The 18,153-nt window shown below is 65.1% G+C and carries 14 protein-coding genes; 5 read left to right on the top strand and 9 right to left on the bottom strand.

Annotated features, from left to right (window positions below; translation table 11 throughout):
- Nucleotides 1-83: 83 nt before the first annotated feature.
- The gene (gene pulA, locus I6L33_RS07355) at nt 84-4,118 is read right to left on the bottom strand and encodes a pullulanase-type alpha-1,6-glucosidase (RefSeq protein ID WP_216973822.1); all 4,035 of its coding nucleotides are present in this window, start codon (nt 4,116-4,118) and stop codon (nt 84-86) included.
- Nucleotides 4,119-4,398: 280 nt separating this feature from the next.
- Between pulA and I6L33_RS07350 the strand changes: the two genes are divergently transcribed.
- Entirely contained in the window at nt 4,399-4,809 is a 411-nt protein-coding gene (locus tag I6L33_RS07350) for a hypothetical protein (protein WP_017784615.1), read from the top strand.
- Nucleotides 4,810-4,867: 58 nt separating this feature from the next.
- On the opposite strand, the gene dmeF is transcribed toward I6L33_RS07350, so the two are convergent.
- Nucleotides 4,868-5,827 (bottom strand): CDF family Co(II)/Ni(II) efflux transporter DmeF, encoded by a 960-nt coding sequence (gene dmeF / locus I6L33_RS07345; RefSeq protein WP_216973821.1) that lies wholly within the window; start codon nt 5,825-5,827, stop codon nt 4,868-4,870.
- A gap of 71 nt (nt 5,828-5,898) precedes the next feature.
- Between dmeF and I6L33_RS07340 the strand changes: the two genes are divergently transcribed.
- The 3 genes from I6L33_RS07340 (at nt 5,899) to I6L33_RS07330 (ending at nt 8,521) form a co-directional block, all read left to right on the top strand.
- Complete coding sequence (locus I6L33_RS07340; protein WP_005308614.1) at nt 5,899-6,174, top strand: metal/formaldehyde-sensitive transcriptional repressor; 276 nt, start codon at nt 5,899-5,901, stop codon at nt 6,172-6,174.
- Nucleotides 6,175-6,342: 168 nt separating this feature from the next.
- Nucleotides 6,343-7,539: an amino acid aminotransferase gene (locus tag I6L33_RS07335; RefSeq protein ID WP_216973820.1), complete on the top strand. Its 1,197-nt coding sequence runs from the start codon at nt 6,343-6,345 to the stop codon at nt 7,537-7,539.
- 58 nt (nt 7,540-7,597) lie between these two features.
- Entirely contained in the window at nt 7,598-8,521 is a 924-nt protein-coding gene (locus tag I6L33_RS07330) for a LysR family transcriptional regulator (protein ID WP_216973819.1), read from the top strand.
- Nucleotides 8,522-8,564: 43 nt separating this feature from the next.
- Here the strand turns inward: I6L33_RS07330 and I6L33_RS07325 are convergent, their stop codons facing one another.
- From I6L33_RS07325 to I6L33_RS07300, 6 genes are all read right to left on the bottom strand, one after another.
- Nucleotides 8,565-8,888, bottom strand: a complete 324-nt coding sequence (locus I6L33_RS07325; RefSeq protein ID WP_005308607.1) for a DUF1820 family protein — start codon at nt 8,886-8,888, stop codon at nt 8,565-8,567.
- A gap of 192 nt (nt 8,889-9,080) precedes the next feature.
- Nucleotides 9,081-9,932: a YjjW family glycine radical enzyme activase gene (locus tag I6L33_RS07320; RefSeq protein WP_216974109.1), complete on the bottom strand. Its 852-nt coding sequence runs from the start codon at nt 9,930-9,932 to the stop codon at nt 9,081-9,083.
- A 37-nt stretch (nt 9,933-9,969) separates the two neighbouring features.
- Nucleotides 9,970-11,496, bottom strand: a complete 1,527-nt coding sequence (locus I6L33_RS07315; RefSeq protein ID WP_216973818.1) for a YjjI family glycine radical enzyme — start codon at nt 11,494-11,496, stop codon at nt 9,970-9,972.
- A 116-nt stretch (nt 11,497-11,612) separates the two neighbouring features.
- Nucleotides 11,613-11,954 carry an AzlD domain-containing protein gene (locus I6L33_RS07310; protein ID WP_017780431.1) on the bottom strand — a complete coding sequence of 114 codons (342 nt, stop codon included), beginning with the start codon at nt 11,952-11,954 and terminating at the stop codon, nt 11,613-11,615.
- A gap of 2 nt (nt 11,955-11,956) precedes the next feature.
- Nucleotides 11,957-12,676 (bottom strand): AzlC family ABC transporter permease, encoded by a 720-nt coding sequence (locus I6L33_RS07305; protein ID WP_017782247.1) that lies wholly within the window; start codon nt 12,674-12,676, stop codon nt 11,957-11,959.
- A 135-nt stretch (nt 12,677-12,811) separates the two neighbouring features.
- Nucleotides 12,812-13,288 (bottom strand): murein L,D-transpeptidase family protein, encoded by a 477-nt coding sequence (locus tag I6L33_RS07300; protein WP_005308598.1) that lies wholly within the window; start codon nt 13,286-13,288, stop codon nt 12,812-12,814.
- A 260-nt stretch (nt 13,289-13,548) separates the two neighbouring features.
- Here I6L33_RS07300 and I6L33_RS07295 point away from each other — a divergent pair, with 260 nt between their 5' ends.
- Nucleotides 13,549-16,695, top strand: a complete 3,147-nt coding sequence (locus I6L33_RS07295) for a S41 family peptidase (RefSeq protein WP_216973817.1) — start codon at nt 13,549-13,551, stop codon at nt 16,693-16,695.
- 95 nt (nt 16,696-16,790) lie between these two features.
- On the opposite strand, the gene I6L33_RS07290 is transcribed toward I6L33_RS07295, so the two are convergent.
- Nucleotides 16,791-18,134, bottom strand: coding sequence for a zinc-dependent metalloprotease (locus I6L33_RS07290; protein WP_216973816.1), 1,344 nt, complete (start codon nt 18,132-18,134; stop codon nt 16,791-16,793).
- Between the last annotated feature and the right edge of the window lie 19 nt (nt 18,135-18,153).

Below are 18,153 nucleotides of genomic sequence, written 5' to 3'. Positions count from 1 at the left end.
TACTCTCTCGGTGTTATCCCACCCTTGGCGAGGTGGAATTCAACCCTGGGCTGCCGAGCCAGCCCCGGGCTCGATGGGAATGACTACTTGGCGCTGCACTCCTGGATCACCGCGGTACCCGCCTTGGCACCGGCCGGGTCAACTTTCACCAGCACGCTCCACAGCCCTTGCGGCAAGGTGATGCTGTTGTTGGCGCTGCCCGCCTGGGAGAAGGCGAACGGGTAACCGGTCTCCGCCTTCAGCGCACCGCCACCGTTGAGCAGGTACTCCTTGCTCCAGTCCTCGTTGGCCACCTTGAACTCGGTGCTGCCGGTGTAGTTGAAGGCCGCCTGATAGATGGCGAGATCGCCATCCATTCCCTTGTAGCTCAACTGGTACTGGGGCTGAGCATTCCAGCCGGAGAGCTCACCCTTGACGAACAGGTTGTAGCCGAGCGGATTGCCCGCCACCGTGTCCAGCACCTTGCAGCTCTGCACCGGCTCGGTAAAGCTGACGCTCAGGGTGGGCTTGTCCTTGTTCATGGCAGTAAAGACGAACTTGTAGCTGCCCGCCTTGGCCAGATCGAGCCCGATGTTGCCGGTATCGCCACCCTTGCAGAGGGTCAGCGGGGTGCCGACCACCAGCTTGTCACCGGCGTTGCAGCTGCCGTAGTTGAGGGGACCCCAGCTGGCATCCGCGATCTTGACGTTGGTGGTGCCCAGCTTGTCGCTGCTCACCTCGGTGGTGAACTCGTACATGAAGTTGCTGGTGAAGGTCATCTGGTTGGTGTTGCCCCACTCATCGAGGAACCCCTTCAGATAGACGGCGGTGTCACCGAACGGCGGTACCGTACTCAGGTCAGTCTTCTTGCCGACCGGCAGGCCGCTGCCCTGGGCACCGCTCTGCGGCTTGACGAACACTGCCGCCGACCAGGCCCCCAGGGTCAGGGTACCGCCATTGACGGCGGCATCGCGAGCGATGCTCTCGCCGCCGTGGTGGGCCGGGCTCAGCTGCAGGCTGGTCAGGTCGATGGGCTGATCGTTGCCGTCACGGAAGTCGCCGATGCTCTGGGGAGCATTGGTGGCGTTGATCATCACCACCAGGCCGTCGATGGCCGGATCCAGATCCGCCCCCGCATTGACACCGTCATCCACCGTCATCACGATGAGGCCGGGCACCTGATCCGGGCCGGTATTGCGAAAATCGACCCGCTTGATCACCTCGGCGCCACTGCCCAGACGCAGCAGACGGGAGGATTGACGCAGCTCGGCCAGCTCCTGATAGAAGCCCACCATGGTCGCCATGTCGGCACCGCTCGGCTTGACGTGCTTGCCGAGCACCTGCTCGATCAGCGGATAGTTGTCGCCATCCTTGTCCTTGCGCGGCAGCCCCTTGTCGAAGTTGTTGTCGGCCAGGGTGTAGTCGACCCGGTTGTACCAGTCACCCGAGTCGTAGCTGTCCCGCTCCATGGACTTGGAGCGCAGCAGCTCGACACCGGCGTGGGTGAAGGGAATGCCCTGCCCCAGCATGGCGGTGGCGAGCGATACCCCCTGCATCCGCACCAGATCGGCCCCTTGCGGCGCCTTGTAGATCAGGTTGTCGAACAGGGTCTGGTTGTCGTGCTTGTCGACGTAGTTCTGGATTTCGGTCGGATCCTGGGCATAGCCCGCCGGCTGACCGTTGTAGTCGATGTCGGCCCCCTTCTTCGGCATCCCGTCCTTGTCGGTCAGGATGAACTCCTTCAGGTTGCCGGCCATGCCGAGGCGCACCAGGTCGCTCTGATGCAGGGCGGTGGCGCGATCGACGCCGTCCATCTCGTTGGCATCCACCAGGGCGCCGTTGCCAAAGCCCTGGGTCTTGCGAATGGTGTCGCCGCCGTCGAACGGACTGCCACCGCGCACCGCATCCCGCAGCCGGTCGGAGAAGGAGCCGATGCCGGTGCCGGCCAGGTGTTTCTGGGTCGCCTGCACGAAGCGCTTGTCATCCTGCACCTCGCCGAAGTTCCAGCCCTCGCCGTAGAAGTACATCTCGGGGTTGACCTGCTTCACCGCGGCCAGCGCCTGCACCATCTGATCTTTCGGGTGGTGGCCCATCAGGTCGAAGCGGAAGGCGTCGATCTTGTAGTCGCGGGCCCAGGTGACCAGGGAGTCATCCATCAGCTTGGCGAACATGGCGTGTTCCGGCGCCGTGTTGGAGCAGCAGGTGGAGTTCTCCACCGAGCCGGTCTCCGGATTGAGGCGCTGATAGTACCAGGGCACTATCTTGTCGAGCACCGACTTGGGCCCCAGGCCCGCCTCGTTGGTGTGGTTGTAGACCACGTCCATCACCACGTTCATGCCGATGTTCTGCTTGATGGCCTTGACCATTTCGCGGAACTCCAGGATGCGCTGGCTGCCCTCGGCGTTGGTGGCGTAGGAGCCTTCCGGGGTGGTGTAGTGGTAGGGGTCATAACCCCAGTTGAAGGAGTCGACGCCGCGCAGGTAGCCGTAGAGCTCCTGCACCTGTGGGTTCTCCTTGCTGTCGCCCCCTTGCAGATCGCCGAGCACGGCCTCGATGGTCTGGCCGCTGCTGCAGTAGCCGGCAAACTTGGAGTTCTGTACCTCGGGGTTGACCTGGCACAGCTTGCCGAAGTCGTCGCTGATGTTGGCGACCTTGGCCGGGTCTTCGTTGACGGTGGCGATGTCGAACACCGGCAGCAGGTGCAGGTGGCTGACGCCGCTCTTGGCCAACGCCTGCAGGTGCTTGACCGGCGCCGTGTCGGTATCGGTCAGACCGAGGAACTTGCCGCGGTGCTCGGCCGGGGTGGAGTCGTCGTTGCCGGTCAGATCGCGGACATGGGCCTCATAGATGGTGATGTCGGCCGGGTTCTGCTGGCTATGGGGCGCCTTCAGGCTGTCCCACCCTTCCGGCTTGAGGGCCGGATCGTTGAGATCCACCACCTGGCTGAACTCGGAGTTCATCGCCAGGCTCAGGGAGTAGGGGTCGGTCACCTGATAGGATTCCAGCTTGCGGCTGACCGGGTGATAGACCTGGATGTCGTAGCGGTAGAACTTGCCCACCAGCTCGCTGCCCCCCTGCACGCTCCAGCTGCCGCTGGCCTCGTCCAGGGTCATGGTGCGCTCGCCGAGCGACTTGTGCTGCTCGTCGAACAGCGCCAGCTTGACCGATCTTGCGGTCGGCGCCCACAGCCGGAAGGTGACATTGCCCCCCTCCACCACGGCGCCATAGCTCAGCTTGGTGGCCGCCTCGCTGTAGAGGGCATCGAGGGCGCCGGCGCTCTGTACCAGGGTCGCCCCCTGCAGAATGCCGTCGGCGTCGGTACCGATGGCCACCAGCTCACCCTTGAGCAGCGGCTTGAGATCTTTCCCGGCCGGCAGGGCGAAGGCGGCGGCATCCTTGAGATGCGGATACTTGGCCTGCTGCTCGGCAGTCAGGCTGGTCGGAGTAAGGGTGATGTAGGGGAAGTCGAACACCCCTTCCGCATTGGCCTTGATGGTGCCGGAGTCGGTGTAGTAGAGGCGGACATGGGGCTTGTCCTTGCCCCCTTGCCAGATCAGGGTGTTGCCGTCGATCAGGTGGGCACTGGCCCCCGCCACGCCGAAGGCGGCGGTGAAGGCCTCGGCCCGGCTGCCGAAGATCTCGTTCTTGCCGGCGACGATGGCCACGGTGCGATCCGGATGATCACTGAAGACCACCTTCATGTCGCTGCCGGTCAGGTTGGCCAGATCACCGTTACGGGCGATGAAGTTGATGCACCCTTCCACCTTGCTGAGGGGCACCACCCAGCTCGGGCCGAAGCCGTCGACCGCGGCCGGGGTGTTGGCCCTGTCGTCCCAGCCCGCGTTGAGGCCGCTCTCGGCGGTGGCGTTGCAGGCGTCGTTGTTCCACAGGTGCAGGCTGTAGTTGGCGAAGGGGCCAGTGACCCCGCGGGCGGCGCTGGTCTGGGTATCCACCAGAGCGATCACCGCCTTATCGGGCCCGGCCACCAGCTGTTCGGCCGGGGGTTGTACATTGGGCAGACGGGCGACTGGGCCGTCCGAGGGTTCCGGGGTGGGGGAAGTGCTGTTGTCATTGCAGCCGGACAAAAGCGCGAGCAGTGAGGCTGTTACCAGCGCCACCTTGGTCTTTTTCATATCCATTTTTTTATAATTCCCGCTGTAGTTAGTCTCGATATTCGAGTACCCGGTCATTGCCGAGCGGGGCCATATTAATCAGCTGAAATCGTTTCAAATGTGAGCAGGAAGGCAAAAAAGTTAACCTCTTTCAACAAGATAACGTTTTCATAACGAAAATCGGATCGGGCTCACAGACCCGTCGTCCGTTTCGGCCCATACCAGCGGAAGGCGCGTCCAATTTCGGAAAAAAGGATTTCCGATCAAATGGATAAGTGAACAAGAGCGAGCAAAGGAGCAACCGGAGATGAAACGGATTGAGGAGCAGGCCAGGCGGCTGGATCAGGAGTATCAGGGGATTGCCCAGCTGTTCGACCAGTTCTGCCAGCAGGCGGGCACCCTGGCCGAGCAGTACCACTTCTTCAACTGGCCGGATTACGAGGATACCCCGCCCCTCGCCCGCGCCTTCACCCTGCTGGGGGAGCCACGGGAGCTGCGGCTGCGCTGCCAGCCGGGGGAGCGCGGCAGTTTGAGCGGTCTCATCCAGGTGTGCGGCGAGGATGGCACCATCCACGCCAGCCTCGGCTTTCATCCCGACGGCCAGCTGCAGCTGGAGTCGGGCCGGCTGCTGGACAATCCGCCCGGGCTGCTGCTCAAGCTGCTGCTCGGCGCCATCTGGCAGCACAAACCGGACGATGTGCAGGGCCCGCCGCACTGAGCCAGAAAACAGGAAGGGGCCTTGGCCCCTTCCTGCTGTTGCGGCCAACCGGCCAGGATCAGGGGGTGCCCACCTCTATGGTGACGTGCACCAGCTCCTCGTGGATGGCGAGCCGGGCGCGGATCTCGCTGGCGGAGAGCGGCGCCGCCATCAGCAGGGAGAGCACGCAGGCATACTGCTGCTGCCCTACCCGCCAGACGTGCAGATCGCGGATCTCGGTCTGTGGCAGCTCGGCTATCACCTCGCGGATCTCTGCCACCAGCGGGGCATCCATCTCGGCATCCAGCAGCACCCGGCCGGAGTCGCGCAGCAGCCCCCATGCCCATACAGCGACCAGTCCGGCACCCACTATGCCCATCAGGGGGTCGAGCCAGTCAGCGCCCCACAGCATGCCCCCCACCAGCGCCAGAATCGCCAGCACCGAGGTGGCCGCATCCGCCAGCACGTGGATGTAGGCGGCGCGCAGGTTGAGATCCTGATGGCCGTGATGCTGGCCATGATCGTGCGTGTGAGTGTGGTCGTGATGATCATGATGATGGTCGTGACCGTGGCCATGGTGATGACCGTGATCGTCCTTGAGCAGCCAGGCGCAAGCCAGGTTCACCAGCAGGCCGACGAGGGCGATGGCGATGGCCTGCTGGTAGTGGATCGGGCTGGGATCCAGCAGCCGGAACACCGACTCGAACAGCATCATACCGGCCACCCCCACCAACAAGAGGGCGCTGGTAAAGCCCCCCAGCACCTCGATCTTCCAGGTGCCGAAGCTGAATCTGTGGTCGCGGGCGAAGTGGCGGGCGGCGCGGTAGGCCAGCACCGACAGGCCGAGCGCCAAAGCATGGGAACTCATGTGCCAGCCGTCGGCCAGCAGCGCCATGGAGTTGTAGAACCAGCCGCCACCGATCTCCGCCACCATCATGACGACGGTCAGCAGCACGGCCCAGCGGGTCTTCTGTTCGGCCAGCGGATTCCCTTCGTGAACGACGGGTTGGTGGCAGTGGGATGAGGCGAGGGATGACATGGATTTCTCCTGAGGACGAGGATGCAATATACTATACCCCAGTATAGTTTTATTGATCGAGAGGATCCTGCATGTCACACACCATTCACGGCAAGAAGAAGCTGCTGGCGCGGGTGCGCCGCATCAAGGGGCAGGCAGGGGCACTGGAGAGCGCGCTGGAGCAGGAGAGCGACTGCGCTGCCATCTTGCAGCAGATCGCCGCCATTCGCGGCGCCGTAAACGGCCTGATGCTGGAGGTGCTGGAGGGCCACATGCGCGAGCATCTCGGCGCCGAAGAGGCGACCCCGGCCGAGCGGCTGGAGGATCTGGATCAGGTGGTACGGGTGTTGCGATCCTATCTGAAGTAGAGCCGGTGGAGGGGGCCGCGAGCGGCCCGCATCATCCCGTTTACGGCTGGGCGGCATCGCTCCGCCAGCCCGCGCCCCTTTCAGACTTGAGCCCTCGCCGGCTTTACGCCATGATGACCGCCGATCATTGATCGCCATACCCTGGATTCCATTTCGCAAGGACCCCCCATGTTTGAACACGTCGATGCCTATGCTGGCGACCCCATCCTGACCTTGGTCGAGACCTTCCACAAAGACACCCGCGAGCAGAAGGTGAACCTGGGGATCGGCCTCTATTACGACGAGCAGGGCCGCATTCCTCTGCTGGCCTCGGTCCAGCAGGCCGAAGCCCAGCGCGCCGCCACCCCGGCCCCGCGCCCCTACCAGCCGATGGAAGGCGCCGCCAACTACCGCACCGCGGTGCAGCACCTGCTGTTCGGTGCCGACCACGAAGCGGTCAAGGCGGGTCGCATCGCCACCATCCAGACCATCGGCGGCTCAGGCGCGCTGAAGATCGGCGCCGATCTGCTCAAGCGCTACTTCCCGACCTCAGAGGTGTGGGTCAGCAATCCCACCTGGGACAACCACAAGGCGATGTTCGAGGGGGCCGGCATCAAGGTGCACGACTATCCCTACTACGATGCGGCCACCGGCGGCGTGCAGTTCGACGCCATGATCGACTGCCTGAGCAGCCTGCCGGCCAAGAGCATCGTGCTGCTGCACCCCTGCTGCCACAACCCGACCGGGGTGGATCTCTCCCGCGCCCAGTGGGACCAAGTCATTACACTCGTGGTTGAACGCCAGCTGATCCCCTTTATGGATATCGCCTACCAGGGCTTTGGCGACGGGCTGGAAGAGGATGCCTACGCCATTCGCGCCATGGTGGCCGCCGGCGTCAGCTTCTTCGTCAGCAACTCCTTCTCCAAGAACCTCTCCTTCTACGGCGAGCGCTGTGGCGGCCTGTCGGTCATCTGCCAGGATGCCGAAGAGGCGGGTCGGGTACTGGGCCAGATGAAGGCCACCGTGCGCCGCAACTACTCCAGCCCCCCCACCCACGGCGGCCAGATCACCGCGGCCGTGATGAGCCAGCCCGAGCTGCACGCCATGTGGGTCGATGAAGTGACCGAGATGCGCACCCGCATCAAGGCCATGCGCCAGAAGCTGTTCGAGGTGCTGAGCGCCAAAGTGCCGGGCCGCGATTTTGGCTACTTCATCAACCAGCGCGGCATGTTCAGCTACACCGGCTTCACCCCGGAGCAGGTGGACCGCCTGCGAGAAGAGTTCGCCGTCTATCTGGTGCGCTCCGGTCGCATGTGCGTGGCGGGTCTCAACAGCCGCAACGTCGACTACGTGGCCGACGCCATGGCCGCCGTGCTCAAGGGCTAAGCCCGCAGCCCCGCTCAGGCGGGGCTTTTTGTTTGTCCCGTTTGCTCGTGGAACCGTTATGGATCTCATTGCCCTCTCCCGCCTCGGCGGCCGCCACCTGGTTACCCTGCACCTGCTGCTCGACAGCCAGAGCGTCACCCGCACCGCCGAGCGGCTCTGCACCACCCCCTCCACCGTCAGCAAGACCCTCAACCAGTTGCGGGATCTGCTCGGCGATCAGCTGCTCTACCGCCAGGGCAACCAGCTGTTGCTGACCCCGTTCGCCGAGCGGCTCGGCCCCACCCTGCACCGGCTACTGAGCGAGCTCAACGGCCTCACCGGCCAGGGCGGGTTCGATCCCGCCAGCTGGCAGGGGCAGCTGAAATTTGCCCTGCGCGAGAGCGGCATGATCTGGCCCATGGGGCCCATTCTGGCGCAGCTGATGCGCGAGGTGCCGGGCCTGGTGCCCGACATTCGCAACAAGGATGAGCAGGGGCTGGCGGCGCTGGCGGCGGGCAAGCTCGACTTCGTGATCCTGCCCCACGATCAGAGCCAGCCCTTGCCCCGCCAGCAAGGGCTGGTGTGGGAGACATTGCGAGAGGACAAGCTGGTCTGCCTGCTGCGCGCGGATCATCCGGCGCTGGCGCGGCCCTGGGATCTCGATGCCTACCTGAGCTGGCGCCATATCGCCATTCGCGATCAGGAGCTGGCCAACCCCTTCTTCGAGCAGAGCCTGGCCCAGTTGCAGGTACGCCGGCAGATCGCCGCCATCCTGCCCGATTTTGGCAGTGCGGCGACCCTGCTGCGCCAGAGCGATCTGATCCTCACCGCCGTCAACGGCTGGGCCGAGCAGGCGGCCCCCCACGATCTGGTGAGCCGGCCGGTACCGTTTGATTACGGCGCCGTCACCCACAGCCTGGTGTGGTACGGCCCGGCAGGAGAAGAGCCGGCGCGGCGCTGGTTTCGCCAGCGGATCCTGCAGCTGGCCCGCGCGCTGGCATGATGGGGGCCGTGCCCGGCACAGGCTGTGCCAGGCACGACTGTGCTCAGGGTTTCTTGGTGTAGATGGGGCCGGGGAAAGGAGAGACGTTGTTGCCCAGCTCGGTGATGCGGGCAGCCCCCTGCTTGCGCACCTGATCGACCCGCAGCACGTGGTGCATGGGGATCATGGTGCGATTGACGTCGGCAAACTCACTCTTCAACTTCTCGTGGCTGGGGTCGACGATAAGCGCCGTGTGGTTGTCCCACACGAAGTTGGCGATCTCGATAAAGCCGAACAGCTGACCCTGGCTCACTTCCCTGACATAGACTTCGTAACGCTCGTTGTGACAAATGAACTGCACTCGATATAAGGCGTTGGATTCACTCATGTTCGTCTGTTGATGGTGGGCGATTGACCCATTCTAGCCGCCCCCTCGCAGAGCTCAAATAGACAGCAATCACAGTTACGTCATCTCAAGACTCAGGCAGCATAAAAGCCACGCCGAACCGCTCGGTTCGCCGCCCAATTTTGCCTTGTCGTATTAAATCCCTTTGCGATCAGTTGATTAGCATCCAGCTATTCAGAGCTGCGGCGGCAGAGTGACGGGGCCAAGCCCCGCCGCCGCCAGCGCCGCGGCCAGCTGCTCCAACTCCTCTCGCGTCGCCTGTGGCCAGCCCTGCACCGTCCCGCGCACGCCGTGATGGCGAAAGCCGTTGAGGCGGATGGGCACGGGCCCGAGGGCGCGCAAGAAGGCGGCGAGTCCGCCATCCAGCGCGCCGTCGGCGGCGAGATAATCGCTCTGCCCCGGCACCTGCAGCAGGCGCACCTCCGCCAGCTTGCCCGCCCGCGCCAGCAGTTGCAGCGACGCCAGCACCCGCTCGCGGCCATAGCCGGTCAACGTGTGATGCACAGAGTCGCGCCACCCCTTGAGATCGATCATGGCGCCGTCCAGCACCGGCAGCAGCCGCTGCCAGCCGGCCTCGGCGAGCGAACCGTTGCTGTCGAGCAGGCAGTCGAGATGGGCCAGATCCGGCGCCCCCTTGATGGCCGTGAACAACGCGATCACGAACGGCAACTGGGTGGTGGCCTCACCGCCGGAGACGGTAATGCCGGTCAGCAGCGGGCCGTAGCGGCGCAGCAGGGCCAGCACCTCGGCCACCGTCATGGTGGCGGTCTTGGGGCTGGCGCTGCGGGGGCAGACATCGAGACAGGCATCGCAGTCGGTGCAGCGCGCCGCCTGCCAGCTCACCCGCCCCTCGTGCAGGGTCAGCGCCCCGCTCGGGCAGCCGGGCACGCAGTCACCGCAGTGATCGCAGAGGCCGATGGTGTGCGGGTTGTGACAGCCGGGGCAGGCGAAGTTGCAGCCCTGCAGAAACAGCACCAGCCGGTTGCCGGGGCCGTCCACGCAGGAGAAGGGCAACCAGCGGCTCACCGTCGCGGTGCGCGCCGCCCCTGCCCGCCTGCCGCACTCAGTAGTCACACAGGGCCGCCTCGCGTCCCACCACCCGCGGCGCCCGCTGGCGGATCCCGGTCAGATCGCTCGCCTCGGCGCCGAGGCAGGTGGTCTGCAGCCGAGAGCCCTCGGTCGCGAAGCGGGTCACGTCGCTCTTGCGGATCATGTAGCCGGTCACCCGCACCAGATCGCTGTCCGCCACGTTGGCGGTGAACTCGCGCATGCCGATGGCGAGCGCCCCCTTGCAGAGCTGCAGCAGCGCCTGCGGGTTCTGGCGGATGGTGGGATCCAGGGTGAGGATCTCGCTGATCCCGGAGTGATAGAAGCCGTGGTGAGGGGCCAGCGCCAGCACATGGCTGGCGGGATCCGGCTCCTCGCCATAGGGAATGCGCACCCCGGGGGTCACCCCGCGATCCACGCTGAGCCCGCCCTGGGAGTGGAGCAGGGCGCGGCCGCCCCAGGCGTGGCGCTGTGGCGTGTCGCTCACGTGGCGGGCGAGCTGGGCCGAGATGCGATAGCCCAGCTGGTTCGCCTCCTCATCACGGCCGTAGCGTTCCGGCAGATTCTCCTTGTCCATCAGAAGGTTGACCGCCTCGGCCATGCCGTAGATGCCGAACATGGGCACGAAGCGCCCCTCCTCCAGCAACCCCTCCTGCACCAGGAAGCTGTCGAAGAAGCCGGACTCCTGGTGCAGGAAGGCGGCACGCGCCTCGATCAGGCGGGAGGCGAGGCGGCAGTAGTGGGGCAACAGGCAGCCCAGGAAGTCGTCGATGCCGTGGGCCTGCTCGGCCACCCGCTTGAGGGAGACCCGCACCAGGGTGTTGGCACCGCCCGCCTGGGGCAGGGCGTTGTAGCAGCTGACGATGCCGAAGCCGCGCTCGTCGAAGGTGTTGCGATGCAGCGGGTAGTTGGCGATGTGGGGCTTGCTGCAGGCCGCGATGTTCTTAACCCCCTGCAGCAGTAGGCTGTCCGGGGTCTGCGCCGGATCGTGGAACAGGGTGAGGTTGGGGGCCACCTGTTTGAGCTCGCCGTCGATGCGCAGGATCAGCCGGCAGAGACGGTTGTCGTCCGGCCCTATGTTGACGTGCATGAAGGCATCCGGCAGTACCCGGTCCAGATAGATCCAGAACCCCCTCAGCTTGCGATAGAGCGCCTCGTCATCCAGCTCACCGACGAAGGGCAGCAGCAGCTGATCGAGCCGACCCAGCCAGACCGGCATGCCGGTGACGGAGGGCACGTGGTGGTAGAGGATGCGCAGAGCATCGAGCGCCTCGTCAAAATCCTGCGGCGGTGCCAACTCCAGCCAGGCCGAGCCCTGGCGCAGAAACTTCTCGTAATCCGGCAGCACATAGCGCGGCTTGTAGGGAGCGTGTCCCTCGAACATGTCGCAGACAAAGCCCTTGGCCATCGCCTCGCTCACCTCGGCGGGCAGCGCGGGATAGGGCAGCGCATTCTCGGCGGCCAGCGCCAGGGCATGGCTCTTCTGGGCCGGTGACAACAGGGGATCGCGCACGATGCGCTGGCAGGTTTCGGTGAAGGACATGGCTCGCTCCTCGACGGATGGGAGCTAAATCCTCACACTTGGGAGGTGTTTTTTGAAGTGACATTCACAACATGGCGGATATCCAATGAAGACATCCGCCATGCAGGATCACGGGCCTAGCCCAGCCAGGGCAGCAGCTGTGCCACGCCCCCCTGCCAGCGCAGCAGGAAGAAGCCCCCCATGCCGACTACCACCACCAGCAGGGTCGGCAGCCGCAGCAGGGTCAGCGCCGTCACCAACAGGGTGGCAACCAGATAGTCCGGATCCCAGCTCAGCCCAGCGCCCGGCTGGTAGCTGAAGACGATGGGTAGCCAGATGGCGGTCAGCACCGACTGGGCCGAGAAGCTGAGGAAAGCCCCCATTTCGGCGCCCGGCTGATAGCGGGTCAGCCGCGAGAAGAAGGCGAAGCGGTTGAAGAAGGTGATCAGGGCCAGCAGGCCTATCATCAGCCAGCTCATGATTACCTCCTCATCCGGTGCAGCACATAACCCACCAACATGCCGGAGAGCGCCGAGATGATGATGTAGACCTCCGCCAGCAGCGGCTTGGTGAGCAGCGCCATAGCCCCGCTCACCAGGGTGGCCGCCACCATGGGCAGGTTCTTCATGGCGGGAATGGTCATGGCGATAAAGGTGGCGGCGATGGCGAAGTCCAGCCCCATCTGATCCAGCCCGTCGATGTACTGGCCGGCGGCGATGCCGAGCAGGGTCGCCACATTCCAGAACAGATAGAAGACGAAGCCGGCGATGAGCGCGTAGGCCGGATCGAAACGGCCGCTGCGCTCCCTATCTTTGAGCGCCACCGCGAACATCTCGTCGGTCAGGAAGAAGGCGAGACTGGCGCGCCAGCGCAGGGAGAGCGGCAGCACGTCGCGGCGAAAGGTAAAGCCGTAGAGCAGGTGCTGGGAGGTGATGACGAAGGTGGAGCCCATGATGGGCAGCAGCGGCGTGCCTGCCCCGAACAGGGTGGTGGCCGAGAGCTGGGCGGCGCCGGCATAGACCAGCAGCGACATCAGCTGGGCCTGCAGCGGGCTCAGTCCAACCTGCAGCGCCAGGGCGCCACACAGGATCCCCCAGGGGATCACCGAGATGGAGAGCGGCAGAATATCGATGGAGGCGCGCCACCAGAGCGCGCGGGTACTCTCGGCCCCGACGGGTGGAGAGAGGGTTGCTGACGGCATGGGATCATCCTTGTTGCGGCCACGGCGAGCCGGAAAAACTAGCACAGCACGGGGACGGATACCAAGAGGCTGCGGGTAAAGAAAGGAGGGAGCCAAAAAACAGAACGCCACCCGAAGGTGGCGCGCTGCTGAGAATCAGGGCTGAATGATGATGGGGGTGCCGGGTTCGATGGCGTTCCACACTTCGTCCAGATCCTTGTTGAGCATGGCGATGCAGCCATTGGTCCAGTTGGACGGCTGCAAACGGGTGTTGCCTATGCTGTTGCGCTGACCGTGGATCATGATCATGCCGCCCGGTCGCACACCCATCTCGTTGGCCGCCTTGATGTCGTCCAGATTCGGGTAGTTGATGTGGATGGCCTTGTAATAGTTGGAGTTGGTCTTCTTGTAGTCGAGGATGTAACGGCCTTCCGGCGTGCGCTGATCCCCTTCCCGCTGCTTGTGCCCCTTGGGAGCCGGACCCAGAGCGATCCAGTAGCGTTTGACCTCCTTGCCATCCTTCATCAGGGTCAGGCTATAACTCGATTTCTTCACCACCACCATATCGGCGGACAGGGTGGCAAAACTCAATGCGGGCCACAGCCCCAGCAAACACAGTAATACGGCTCTCATTCCATCCCTCGGCAAGCCTCTGGTAAGGGCTTTTCTGTTACCAAATCATCTGAACTGCACCGCCTGGTGTGGCGGGCGAGCGCCATCATATTGGATCGCCATCAATACTCAATATATCCAGAGAAACATATCCCGCGCCATCTTTTATAGATTGTTACAATTAACTGCCAAAACAACGGGATAACCCCCCTATCTCGGGATAGTCCCGGGCGGGACATTGGGGGAAGATAAGGCGCTTTTCACCTCTCAGGAACCTCACGATGCGATACCGACTATCCCTGCTGCTCTTGCTGATCTGCTCCCCCCTGCAGGCGGCCGAGCCACTCTGGCTGCGCGAGCCCGCCCTCTCCCCCGACGGCAAGCAGCTTGCCTTCACCTGGCAGGGTCGCATCTACCTGAGCGCGGGGGATGGCGGCCCCGCCGTGCCCCTCACCGACGGCAGCTATCTGAGCCAGCGCCCGCTCTGGTCGCCGGATGGCAAGCTCATAGCCTTTGCCGCCAACCTCTACGGCAACGAGGACGTGTTCGTGGTGCCGAGCCGCGGCGGCGAGATGGTGCGGCTGACCCGCGATTCGCGCCCCGATCTGCCCCAGGCCTTCAGCGCCGACGGCAAACAGCTGCTGCTGAGCAGCCAGCGCCTGACCAACCCCGACGCCGATCACTTCGTGGCTGAGGGGTATCGGGCCAGCAACCTCTACTGGACACCGGTCGCCGGCGGCCCGCTGACGCCGGCCCAGCCCCTGCCGGCCACCCTGGCCCGCCCTCACGGCAACCAGCTGGCCTACCAGATGCCGGGCATGGATCAGCCGTTTCGCAAGCATCAGCACTCGTTCGCCGTCTCCCGCCTCTGGCTGTTTGACGGCAAGCAGCATCGCCAGCTGACCGAAGACAGGGTAGCCGCCAGCGATCCGGTCTGGGATGAGCAGGGCAAGCAGCTCTACTACCTGAGCGAGCGCAGCGGCGACTTCAACGTCTGGCAACGGGATCTGGCCAGCGGCCAGGATCGCCAGCTCACCCACTTCAAGGGTCACCCGGTGCGCGGCCTCAGTGCCTCCCGCCAGGGGGATCTGGTCTGGTCCTGGCAGGGGGAGCTCTACCGCCTCGATGCCGGCAGCGACACCCCGCACAAGCTCGCCATCCAGCCGCTGTTCGCCAAGGTGCCGGCCGAACAGAGCTGGCAGCCCGGCCCCATCGACGAGGCCATCGCCCGCCAGGACGGAGAAGAGGTGATCCTGGTCAGCCAGGGGGATCTCTACGCGGTCGACACCCGGCGCGAGCGGGTACGCCAGCTCACCCGCCACCCCAGCGAGCAGTCGGCGCCACGTTATCTCGATAAGGAGCAGACGCTCATCTACCTCTCCGAACAGGAGGGGCCGGCGGCGCTGTATCGCCTCAAGAAGGAGCAACCTGACACCCTGTTCAGCGCCCCCGGCACCCTGATAGAAGAGAAGCTGCTGGCCATCCCGGGCGCCGCCATCAGCGTGCCGACCCTCTCCCCCGACGGCAAACAGCTCGCCTTCGTGGTGGACGGCCAGGCCGTGCACCTGCTGGATCTGGCCAGCGGCAAGCAGCGCCAGCTGGTCGCTGCCGAGTTCAACCCCTCCCGCCACGCGGTGGAGCTGGCCTTTGCCCCCGATTCGCGTCACCTGGCGCTGACCATCCAGCCCGACTCCGCCCAGCAGGAGATCGCCGTCATCGACACCCGGGATGCCAAGGCCAAACCGGTCAACGTTAGCCTCAACGGCTATCGGGATGGCGATCCTGCCTGGAGTCAGGACGGCGGCATCCTCTACTGGCAGTCCACCAAGTACGGGGTGCTGGGCGCCGATGGCGAGCCCCTCGGCGGCAGCCTGCTCGGCCTCTACAGCAGCCGCGCCGCCAGAAGCGACTTCCTTGCCGAACAGGCGCCGCCCAAGACGGGTTACGGCTTCGAAACCGACCGGCTGGCCCACCGCGAGGCGCTGCAGTTGCAGCCAGAAGGCACCGTTCTCGCCAGTCGCATCGTCGACGATCACCTGGTCTATCTGGTGGAGACCAGCGGGGCCAACGGCGAGAGCGAGATCAAGGGTTACGCCCAGGATCTGCGCAAGGGCGAGACCAAGCTGCTGTTTGCCGAGCAGCCGGGGCCGGCGCTGGCCAGCCTCAACCAGGATGCCAGCCTCGCCACCCTGGTGCGGGAGGGGGAGATCGCCCTCATCGATACCCGCTCCGGCGAGGCCAGCAGCCACCCCTTCAATCTGCTGATCACCGCCAGCTGGCAGGATCGGATGAGCGCCGCCTTCGACCAGATCACCCGCCTCACCCGGGACGAATTCTACCGGGCCGACATGAACGGGGTGGACTGGGACGGCTACGTGGCCGCCTATCGCCGCCTGCTGCCCGGCATCAGCAACGAGCGTGACTTCGGCAACCTGCTGGCGGAGCTGGCCGGCGAGCTCAATGTTTCTCACACCTGGGGCAGCGTCCCGGACTCCTCCCAACGCATGCCGGACGACACCGCCAGCCTTGGCGGCTACTGGCACGAGCGGCAGGGAGCGGTCGAGCTGACCGCCCTGCTGGCCGGCGGCCCGCTGGAGCAGGAGACGGATCTGGCGCCGGGCGCCCGCCTGCTGGCCATCAACGGCACCGAGCTGCACAGCCTCAACGAGCTGGATGCCCTGCTCAACCATCAGGCCGGCCAGCGGCTGGCCCTCACCCTGTTGCCCAAGGGGGCCAAGGAGCCGCACCAGCTGGAGGTCACCGCCATCGACCAGCAGCAGGAGTATCAGCTGCAGCTCGACGGCTGGATCGCCAAGCGCCGCAACCAGGTGGAACAGTTGAGTCAGGGGCGGGTCGGCTACGTCTATCTGCCGGAGATGAGCAGCGCCGTCTATGAAGAGGTGGTGGCCGACGCCCTCGGTCGCCAGCGCAACCGCGAGGCGCTGATCGTCGACGTGCGCTTCAACAAGGGGGGCTATCTGGCCAACACCCTAGTGGAGTTCCTGACCGGCAGCGGCAGCGCCCAGGGCATGGCCAGCAGCTGGCCGCGCCTTGGCAAGGGTGAGACGGACGCCGCCACCCGCCAGTGGACCAAGCCCTCGGTGGTGCTGGTCAATGCGGGCAGCTACTCGGAAGGCTCGGCCTTTCCCCAGTACTACCGCACCCTCAAGGTGGGCCCCATCGTCGGTGAGCCGGTGCCGGGCACCGGCACCATGGTGTACGGCCACACCTCCAGGCTGATCCCGGGCCTTGCCTACGGCATCCCGACCCTGGGGCTGCGCAACCCCGACGGCACCCTGTACGAGAACCAGGAGCTGATCCCGGACGTGCAGGTGGCACTGACCCCGGCCGACATGGTGGCGGGGCGCGATCCCCAGCTGGCAGCCGCGGTGCAGGCCGCCCTCGCCCAGCTACCGGCGGCCAGATAAGTCCGCCATAAAAAGAGGAGGCGACCGGGCTTGCCCGGTCGACTCCTATGACAGACATCAAGGGCGCCCGCCTGTTGCGGGGCGCCCTTGTTGCATCAGGCCGGCTGCGTCTCGGCCGGCTGGCGGGCCAGCGCCAGCTGATACCTGTGCTCGGCCAGCTCCAGCTCACGGCGCGCCTCGTCCACCTTGCCGTCGGCACTCTTCACCGCTGCCACCAGCTGGTTGTAGCGATCCCAGCTGCCGTTGTACTCCTTCACCTCGGCCTGGTAGCGCTGGCTGATCTCGTTGGACTGGCGAATGATGGCGTTGTTCTCATCGTGCAGCTGATCGATGCGGGTGCTCAGGCCCGCCTGGATGGCGCGGATCCGGCGATACTCTTCCGGGCCGTAGCTGCCGTTGTAGCTGTTGTGCTCGCGCACCAGCCGGTTGATCTCCTGCACCGTCTGGCGGTTGCGCTGGTTCAGCTGGTTCAGCTCGCGCTGGTAGCGATCAAAGTTGCCCTTGAGCGTCTGCTGGCGATCCTGCAGGGCGGTTCTGGCCGCCACCTGCTGGCTGTAGTGCTCCTGGGCCGCCGCCAAGTCCTGGCGCCGGGTTTCGAGGGAGCGTTCCAGCTCGCCCAGATCCGGCAGCGCTTCCGTTACCATGGTGGGGTAGAAGGCGGCGATCTGCGGCGTGGTCACCTTCAGCGCCCGCACCGCATCGGCCCCGTTGGCCTGATCCCGGTAATCCACGCCGCACGGCTGCCCCTTGCAGACCAGGTCCGGGCTGGAGAACTTGTACTCGTGGCTGTAGACCCCGAAGCTGGAGGGATAGGCCATCACGGTGGCGAAGGAACCCCGCACCCCGTGCCCCAGCGCATAGTGATAAGTGCCCCCCGTGCCATCTTGCAGGCGGGAGTGGTTGAGCCCCATGTTGTGACCCAGCTCGTGCGCCAGCACCACGTCGCCACAGCCGGTGGCCGTGACATGACTGAACATGCTGCCGGCATCCTGGGAGACATCCCCGTCGGCATACGCCTTGCGGCCATCGCTATAGGTCGCGGAACCACCAACCCAGGCCAGCCCGCAACTGCCGTGGTCACCGGTCTGGGGGCGCATCAGCACCACCATGTCGGCGCCATAACGGGTGCGCAGGGTCGGTACTTGCTTGAAAGCCGGATCCTGCTGGTAGGTCACCGCGTTGAGCGCGGATTCGTCGGTGCCGCCATCCGGGTAATTGACCTGCTGGTCGTGCACGCTCCGCACCGTCAGATCCAGGCCGCTGGCAGCATAGATCTGGTTGGTGACGTTGATCATGTGCTGGATCCGGGTCTGCGCATCCCCCTGATAGCGGGCCGCCAGCCCCGGGCTGTGCAGCACCATCAGGTCGATGGTTTCCGCCAGCACGGGGGTCGCCCCGAGCAATCCCGCAATCATGATCCCCAAGGTAGTTTTCTGCATGTGATCTTCCTTTTCTGTT

The sequence above is a fragment of the Aeromonas sp. FDAARGOS 1403 genome, assembly GCF_019047325.1.
Classification (GTDB): domain Bacteria; phylum Pseudomonadota; class Gammaproteobacteria; order Enterobacterales; family Aeromonadaceae; genus Aeromonas; species Aeromonas dhakensis.
This window is presented reverse-complemented; position numbering and strand designations above follow the sequence as displayed.